This is a genomic window from Amycolatopsis jejuensis (genome assembly GCF_000717335.1).
GTDB classification, from domain to species: domain Bacteria; phylum Actinomycetota; class Actinomycetes; order Mycobacteriales; family Pseudonocardiaceae; genus Amycolatopsis; species Amycolatopsis jejuensis.
In genome coordinates this window covers 183,493-191,411 of the sequence record NZ_JNYZ01000015.1, presented here as the reverse complement: position 1 = coordinate 191,411, position 7,919 = coordinate 183,493, and the positions used below count along the sequence as shown (strand labels likewise).

Sequence of the window (7,919 nt, the reverse complement as noted above, 5' to 3'; positions counted from 1 at the left end):
CCCGGATGGGCGTCGACCCGGGTGTGGACCCCCGGCCCCATCTGGTCGCGTCGGTGGCGCTGTGTGCGGTGCAGACGGCAGTCGTCGCGTGGCGCGCGGGCGGTTGGCAGGCGCCGGAATCCGAGCTGACCAAGCAGGCGTTCGACCTGCTGTCCACCGGCCTCGACTACCCCGCGGCGCCGCCGGTCACCGGTCCAGCTGCCGAGGCGAAGTGAGCTGCCTGCTTACCGTTCCTGCGGATGACGGGCGAGCGCCTCGACGGTGACGTCCATCCATTTCCACATGGGCAGCGAGGTCAGGGCCTCGTGCAGGGCAGTGGCGTCCTCGGCTTCGTACAGGCCGATGGTGGCGTTGCGTCCGGGCACGCGCCACAGGCGTTTGAGGACACCGGCCGCGCGGAGCTGGGTCGCGCGTTCCCGTTCATCGGCGCGTAGTTGCGCCCAGAGGACCAGGAATTCCATCTCGGCCTCGGAATCAGGTCAGGGTCAGCAGGAGGGCGGCGAGCTCGTTCGGTGCGGTGACCATGGCTTCGTGCCCGGTGGCAAGGGAAAGGACCGGCCAGCCTCGCGCGTCCGCTCGTTCGGCGTGCGCTTCGGTCCCGGCCGCACTCGCGCTCGGCAACACCGTCGTGATGAAGGCGTCCGAGCAGACGCCTCACCAAGTTCGGGCACGCCTGCATCCGTGTCGAGAGTGAAGGCCGCCGTCTGGTGGTCGATCCCGGTGGCCTCAGCGATCCCCATGTGTTGGAGGGAGCCGAGGCGGTCCTGGTCACCCACGAGCACTTCGACCACTTCGCCGAGGAAATGCTTCGCCAAGCCCTGCAACGGAATCCGGAGTTACGGATCTGGACCAATACCTCCGTCGCCCGGAAGCTGGACGACCTGGGTGCGCGCGTGACGGTGGTCGGGGAAGGCGCGGCGTTCACCGCGGCCGGGTTCCCGGTGCAGGTGTACGGCACCTGGCACGAGGTCATCCACCCCGATCTCCCGAAGGTCGGGAACATCGGCTTCCTGATCGGCGACAAGCTTTTCCATCCCGGCGACGCGCTCACCGTCCCGGACGTCGCGGTCGATACCCTGCTGCTGCCGGTGCACGGTCCCTGGTCCACCACCGGCCAGCTGATCGACTGCGTGCGGGAAGTGGCTCCCCGCCAGGCTTTCGCCATCCACGACGGCGCGCTCAACGTGGTCGGCACCGCGATGGTCGCCGGTTTCCTCGGGGAGAACGGACCCGGCCTCGGCGCGCCTTATCGGCAGCCCGAGGCGGGCGTTCCGGTCGAAGTCGGCTGAGTCCGGTGTCACTCGGCGAGCGGCGCGGTGATTTCCTTGCCGCGGACGGATTCCGGCGAGCCCAACCGGGCGGGAAGGGCGAAGGTGATCAGCAGGGCGGCCACACTTGCCGCGCCGGCCAGCAGGAAGGCGTTGCGGAATCCGGACCAGGTGGGGAGCTGCGTGACCGGGTCGGCCGACAGGGCGAGGAAGACCGCGCCGAGCTGGGCGCCCAGGGTGCCGCCGACGCTTCTCGCCACCAGCATCAGCGCACTGAGGCTGGACGTGCGATCCGCGGGAACCGTCCAGACGACGTTGTTCATCACCTGGGTCAGCCCGAAGGCGAAGCACAGCCCGCCGAGCCCGGTGGCCACCGGGATGATCCACGGCCGTCCGGGCGCGGCGATCAGCAGCAGCGACCCGGCGGCAATGGCTGCGCTGCCGATCAGCAGCACCGCACGTGCACCGAGGAGCCGCTCGACGCGCGCGGCGACCGGTGCGGTCACCGCGCCGACAAGTCCCAGCGGCAGCAGGAAAAGCCCGGATTCGAGAACCGACCCGCCGAGCCCGTATCCGGTGGCCGCCGCGGGCAGCTGGACCGCGATCGGCACCAGCACGAGCATCACGATCGCCGCGAGGCCCACGACGAAGGCGTTGGCGCTGGTCACCAGCACCGCGCGGTTCTTGAGCAAGGCCACGTCCACCAGCGGGTCGCGGCGACGCAGTTCGAGCATGGTGAAACCGGCGATGACCAGCAAGCCCACCACGAGCAGGCCGAGGACCACCGGTGAGCCCCAGCCGACGGCCGGGGAAACGGACAGGCCCAGCAGCACGAGCGCGAGGCCGGTGCCGAGGAGCGCGGCGCCGGGCCAGTCCACGCGCTCCTGCTTCACCGGCGGGCACGACGGGACGAAGATCCAGGCGGCGACGATCGCGATGCCGATCACCACCAGCGGGATCCAGTACAGCCAGGTGTAGTCGAGGACCAGCAGGATCGGCCCCACGAGCACCAGCGCGACGGCCTGGCCCGCCGAGGCCATCCCGACCATGAAGCCGGTGGACGACGCGATCCTCCCCGGAGCCAGGGAATCCCGGATGATGCCCACCGCAAGCGACATGAGGCTGAGGCCGACGCCTTGCAGGATCTGGCCGGCGGCGAGCACATAGACGTTGGGTGCCAGTGCCGAGACCAGAATGCCGACCGCGACGATGGTCAGGACGCCGAGCAGGACTGAGCGTTTGTCGTGGACGTCGGCGAGGCGGCCGACGAGCGGGGTGGAGACGGCGGCGGACAGCAGCAATCCCGTGAAGACCCAGGCGATTCCGGTCGTGGAGGCGCCGACTGCGGTCTGGATCTGCGGCAGCGCCGGGCTGAGCTGGCTTTCCAGCATCGAATAGACGAAGAGCGCGGCCGCCAGCACGGACAACGACGCCGTCGCGGTCCGGGTGGCGGGGGACAGGGACGAGCCAGAGTTCATCGTCGAGCTCCGATTCCGGGAAGACCGGCGGACAGGCACACGCGGGATGCGAAGCCTGCCGCGCCGGTGGATTGACCCCCCGATGGACCCCCTTGGTGAAACGTTCAGCCCTTGAAACGCACCCCGCCGCGCCACACGCCGGTGATGTGGTCCGGGTCGGCGAGCACGCTGATGTCGGCCACCGGGTCGGCGTCCAGGGTGAGCACGTCGGCGTCGTAGCCGGCGGCCAGCTGCCCGCTCCGCGGTGCTTGCGGACCCAGCGTGCGCGGGCCGGTGGCGGTGACGGCTTCGATGGCTTCCAGCGGCGTGAGCCCGGATTCCACCAGCAGCTGCGGTTCGCGCCCGTTCTGTCCCCACGCCATGACCTCGGTGCCCGCGGAAAAGCCGATGTCGGTGCCGGAAGCAATGGTGACGCCGCGTTCGTGGGCGAGGGCGATCGCTTCGGCATGCCGGTGGCCGATTTTGTCGAACTTGCGTTTGGCGTGGTCCGGAAGGGACGGACTGTGCGCGAGGCTGTCGAACACGAGCCGCGTGGTGACCAGGATGGTCCCGGTTTCCCGCATCCCGTCGCAGCATTCCTCGTCGAGATACGTGCCGTGTTCGATGGTGCCGACCCCGGCCTCGAGCGCGGCGATGATCCCGGCCTTGCCGTGCGCGTGCGCGGCGACGATGCGCCCTGCCATCCCGGCGACCTCCACGATGGCGGCGAGTTCGTCGGTCCGGAACTGCTGGTGCTCGGGATCGTCCACTTTGGAGATGATCCCGCCCGAGGTGCACACCTTGATGACTTTCGCTTCCCGGCGCAGCTGCTCGCGCACGGCTCGCACGCATTCCTGCGGGCCGTCGCAGATGCGCAGTTCCACGCCGCGTTCGGTGAGGGAGTGCAGCCATTCCAGCGGCAGCTCGTGGAAGTCACCGTGGCCGCCGGTGGTGCTGAGCACCGCGCCGGCGGCGTGGAGCCACGGACCGGCGATCGACCCGTCGGCGACGGCACCGGCGAGAAAGATGCCGATGCCGCCGACCTCGCGCACCGACGTGACGCCGGCGTCCAGGGCAACCCGGAGGTCGCCCACCGCACGGGCACCGCGCACGGACATGTGCGTGAAACCGAGCTCTGCGCCGCTGAACTTCGCGGTGCCCAGTATGTGGCCGTGGCAATCCCACATCCCCGGCATGACCGCCGGGGCCTGGCTGACTTCTGCACCGGGGGTGGCCGGAGCCTCCGCTGCGGGCCCGGCGTAGGTGATCGACGGGCCGTCGAGCACGACGACGCCGTCGGTCACCGGTTCACCTGCGCCGGGGAGCAGGGTTTTGGCTTCGATTCGCTGCACGGTCACCTTCCTGTTCGATTCGGGCGAGGAAACCTGGTCACCCGGCGAGTTTCGCTTTCCGGTGTGCGATCGTCGCCTTCTCGGCGACCTTGCCGTCGGCGTCCAGGACCACGCCATATGCGTCGTGGGCACACTTGCGGGACACGTAGCCTTCACGGACGTCCCGCGCCACCGCTTGCGGATCACGGTGCAGCGGATTTCCGTAGCCGCCGCCTCCGGCTGGAGCGAGCAGGAAGATGTCGCCCGGGTTCGCCTGGACGTCCGCCTTGCCGAAGGTCCGCGTTTCGCGGCCCTTCGAGATCATCCGGACGGAGTTCCGGTACGGGGGAGATTCGCCGCCGGCGAGCCCGAGCACGGTCGAGGCTTCCGATTTCTCCGCGGTGATCGTCATCTGTCCCCGGCAGAGCAGCTCCCATTCCTGGGTGACGCTCAGGCCGCCGCGGAACTCGCCCGGTCCGCCGGAATCGGGCGCGAGCTCGAACCGGTGGCAGCGCACCGCGGTGCGCTGCTCGACCATTTCCACCGGGATGGTCGGGCCGCCGGCGAGCGTCGGGTGGATGCGCGAGTCCATGCCGTCGTGGCCCTGCAGGCCGCCGTAGCCGAGGCCGCTCATGGCGGTGAAGAAGTCGGGTTTGCCGGTCCAGGGGTCGAACACCAGCCCGCCGACCGAGCAGGAGTCGCCGCCGTTCTGGGCGGGAATCCAGCCGTCCGCGGCCTGGGCGAGGGCGTGCACGATCATGTCGCTGATCCGGAAACACGTCCACGCACCGAGGAAGGTGGGAGCCGGTGGTTGCGGGTTGCAGACGGTGTTTTCCGGTGCGATGACGGTGAGCATGCGGTGTTCGCCGGAGTTGGCCAGGCGTTCGGGAGTCGTGATGCGCTTCAGTGCGAACCGGGCAGCGGTGACCGTGTAGGGCAACGGGCAGTTGAGCGGGCCGGTTCGGGTGGGGTCCGAGCCGGTGAAGTCGATGGTCACGTCGCTGCCGTCGATCGTGACCGTGCAACGCAGCTTGATCGGGCTGAGGTCGACGCCGTCGTTGTCCAGGTAGTCTTCGAAGACGTAGTTCCCGTCGGGAATCCGCGCGATCGCGGCCCTGGCCGCTCGCTCGCCCTGGTCGAGCAGTTCCGCGTTGGCGGCGCGGTAACGGTCGAGACCGTAGCGCTCGACGATGGTCAGCAGCTTACGGCTGCAGGCTCGCAGAGCACCGGCGGCGGCGAGGAAGTTGCCCGCTGTTTCGTTCGGCATCCGGGAGTTCACCCGGACCATGCGCAGGAACTCTTCGTTCAGCTCGCCGGCCCGGTAGAGCTTGACCGCGGGATAGATGGTTCCTTCCTGCCACATTTCGGTGGAGCTGGACGGGTACGGAGTCATGGACCCGACATCGCCCATGTGCGCGCGAAGCACGCTGTAGGCAATGATTTCGCCCTCGAAGAAGACCGGCTGCACCACCGCGGCGTCGGGCGGATGGCCGCCGGTGAGGAACGGATGGTTGTTCACGATGATGTCGCCCGGGTGCAGGGCTTCGGGCCCGCCGAGGACGGCGATCGAGTCGCGCAGCGCGGCATCGAGCGAACCCACGAAAATGGGCAGGCCCGGTGCGTCGGCGAGCATGTTGAGGTCGGCGTCGTAGAGCGACATGCCGAAGTCGTTGTACTCGTAGAGCCCCGGGAATGTGGTCGTCCGCTTGAAGACGGTGAACATCTCGCGGACGGCGGCGGTCAGCCCGTTCCGGATCACCGCGAACGTGACCGGGTCCAGGCTCGTTGTCTCGCTGAGGGCAGTCACGTCGCGCTCTCCTTCGTGATGATGAGGTTGCCGATCTCGTCGGTCTCGGCACCCCAGCCGGGCGGGACGACCGTGGTCGCGGTGGGTTCTTCGACGAAGGCCGGACCGGCGATGCGCGCGCCGCGCACGATGGCTGAGCGATCGTAGACGTCCCAAGCGAACTCCCCGCCGCTTTCGCGGTGCACCGCGCGGCGGACGGACTTCGGCACGATCATGCCCGGTCGCTCCGGGAGGGCGAGCTTTTCCATCGGCGGCCGGTCGAGCCTGCCGACCGAGCGGACCCGCATGGTCACGACCACGACCGGGTCCGGGGTGGTGAAGCCGTACGTCTGGCGGTGCTGTTCCTCGAACCGGGCACGGATGGTCTCCGGGGAGTCCTGAGTGGACTCGAGCGGGACCTGCAAGGTGTGCCCCTGGCTGCCGTACCGCATGTCGAGGAAGCGGTTGAGCTCGTGGTGGTCGGCCGGAACCCCTTGCTCGGCAAGCGAAGTGGTGGCCGACGTCTCCAGCTGGGTGAAGATCTCGGTGAGGGTTTCGCTGGTGAGTTCGGAAAGCTCGCTCTGGCGCGTGAGGGCCACGTCGGTGACTACGTCGAGGGTCAGCATGCCCCACGCCGAGAAGGTTCCCGGCGACGGCGGGATGACGACCTTGCCCACGCCCACGCGCGAGGCCAGCGCACAGGCGACGAGCGGCCCGTTGCCGCCGTAGGCCAGCAGGGCGAAGTCGCGGACGTCGTGTCCCCGGCCGACCGTGATGTCTTCGAGCATCGCGGCCATCTTGGCTTCGGTCAGCTCGACGATTCCGCTCGCGGCGTCCTCGGTGCCGATCCCCAGCGGTTCGGCTATCTGCTTCGCGATCCCGTCCCGCGCGCCGTCGAGGTCGACGTCGAAATCACCGGCCAGGAAGTTCGCCGGGCCGAGCAGCCCGGTGACGAGTGCGGCGTCGGTGAAGGTCGGGTCCTGGCCGCCCTTTCCGTAGCAGATCGGCCCCGGCTCGGCTCCGGCGCTCTGCGGGCCGACGCTCAGGGCACCACCGTCGTCGATCCACGCGATCGAGCCGCCGCCTGCGCCGATCGCGGTCAGGTCGACGACCGGGACCAGGAGCGGCAGTTCCTCGATCTCGCTGACGGGTTTCAGCGTCGGCTCCCCGCCCAGCACGAGCCCGGCGTCGAAACTCGTCCCGCCCATGTCGCAGGCGATCACGTTGTCGATTCCGGTCAGCCGCGCGATTTCGGCCGCGCCCATGACCCCGCTCGCCGGACCGGAGATGAGGGTGCGGACGCAGTTGTGGCTGGCCTCGTCCGGTGACATGACGCCGCCGTCGCACCGGGTGACCAGGAGTGCGCCGGTGAAACCGCCGTCCGCGGTGCGCTTTTCGAGGTCGGCGAAATAGGCCGCCATCCGTGGCTTGATCGAGGCGTTGACCGCGGTGGTCATCGTCCGCTCCCACTCGCGGTATTCCTTCGTCAGCTCATGGGAAAGGGTGTAGGAGAGGCCGGGATAGGACTCGGCAAGGATGGCGCCGACTTGGCGTTCGTGGGCCGGATTCGCGTACGCGTGGAGGAAGCACACGGCAATGGACTCGGCGCCCTCGGAGACGAGTTCGTCGAGAGCGGCGCGTACGGCGTCCTCGTCGAGTTCGACCAGAATCTCGCCCTTCGCGTCGACGCGTTCGGGTACGTCCCGGCGCAGCGACCGCGGCACGAACGGCGGCGGCTGATTCCAGTGCAGCTGGTACATCGGCCAGTCCATCCGGCCGATCTCGAGGACGTCGCGGAAGCCGCCGGTGGTGATGAGCCCGACGCGTGCGCCCTTGCGTTCCAGTGCGGTGTTCAGGCCGAGCGTGGTGCCGTGGAAGAACTGACCGGCGTCGGCCAGGTCCATTCCGGACTTCCCGATGGCGCGCAGCACGCCGTCCGCGGGGGACTGGGGAGTGGTCGGCGACTTCGTCACCCGGATCGCGCCGGTGACCGGGTCCCGCAGGACGAAGTCGGTGAAAGTCCCGCCGACGTCGACGGCGAACACTTCGTTGTGCTGCATGGTACTCATTCACCTCG

Annotated in this window: 6 protein-coding genes and 2 pseudogenes; 2 read left to right on the top strand and 6 right to left on the bottom strand. The window is 69.1% G+C overall.

Annotated elements, in window-relative coordinates; translation table 11 throughout:
* Positions 1 to 215 (top strand): annotated as a pseudogene (locus tag OO71_RS22700) (hypothetical protein); the annotation flags it as partial.
* Between the two features lie 9 nt (positions 216 to 224).
* Here the strand turns inward: OO71_RS22700 and OO71_RS22695 are convergent.
* Both OO71_RS22695 and OO71_RS50285 read right to left on the bottom strand, forming a co-directional pair.
* Complete coding sequence (locus OO71_RS22695) at positions 225 to 461, bottom strand: muconolactone Delta-isomerase family protein (RefSeq protein WP_051791959.1); 237 nt, start codon at positions 459 to 461, stop codon at positions 225 to 227.
* Between the two features lie 13 nt (positions 462 to 474).
* Positions 475 to 621: a hypothetical protein gene (locus OO71_RS50285; protein WP_245633752.1), complete on the bottom strand. Its 147-nt coding sequence runs from the start codon at positions 619 to 621 to the stop codon at positions 475 to 477.
* Between the two features lie 41 nt (positions 622 to 662).
* On the opposite strand from OO71_RS50285, the pseudogene OO71_RS22690 reads away from it, so the two are divergent.
* Positions 663 to 1,289 (top strand): annotated as a pseudogene (locus OO71_RS22690) (MBL fold metallo-hydrolase); the annotation flags it as partial.
* Between the two features lie 8 nt (positions 1,290 to 1,297).
* Here OO71_RS22690 and OO71_RS22685 read toward each other — a convergent pair.
* The 4 genes from OO71_RS22685 to OO71_RS22670 all read right to left on the bottom strand — a co-directional run bounded on the left by OO71_RS22685 (position 1,298) and on the right by OO71_RS22670 (position 7,911).
* On the bottom strand, positions 1,298 to 2,746 hold the full coding sequence (locus OO71_RS22685; RefSeq protein ID WP_051791957.1) for an MFS transporter: 1,449 nt from the start codon (positions 2,744 to 2,746) through the stop codon (positions 1,298 to 1,300).
* Positions 2,747 to 2,850: 104 nt separating this feature from the next.
* Entirely contained in the window at positions 2,851 to 4,077 is a 1,227-nt protein-coding gene (locus tag OO71_RS22680; RefSeq protein WP_211260586.1) for a metal-dependent hydrolase family protein, read from the bottom strand.
* 37 nt (positions 4,078 to 4,114) lie between these two features.
* A complete protein-coding gene (locus OO71_RS22675; RefSeq protein ID WP_033291817.1) occupies positions 4,115 to 5,863 on the bottom strand; it encodes a hydantoinase B/oxoprolinase family protein in 1,749 nt (582 codons plus the stop codon).
* Positions 5,860 to 7,911, bottom strand: coding sequence for a hydantoinase/oxoprolinase family protein (locus OO71_RS22670; protein WP_084145186.1), 2,052 nt, complete (start codon positions 7,909 to 7,911; stop codon positions 5,860 to 5,862). The genes OO71_RS22675 and OO71_RS22670 overlap by 4 nt, the downstream gene beginning before the upstream one ends.
* Positions 7,912 to 7,919 lie beyond the last annotated feature (8 nt).

Excerpts from the sequence above, each read along its gene's own strand:
- OO71_RS22695 (WP_051791959.1), bottom strand. The coding sequence starts at position 461 with ATGGAATTCCTGGTCCTCTGGGCGCAACTACGCGCCGATGAACGGGAA.
- OO71_RS22685 (WP_051791957.1), bottom strand. The coding sequence starts at position 2,746 with ATGAACTCTGGCTCGTCCCTGTCCCCCGCCACCCGGACCGCGACGGCG.
- OO71_RS22670 (WP_084145186.1), bottom strand. The coding sequence starts at position 7,911 with ATGAGTACCATGCAGCACAACGAAGTGTTCGCCGTCGACGTCGGCGGG.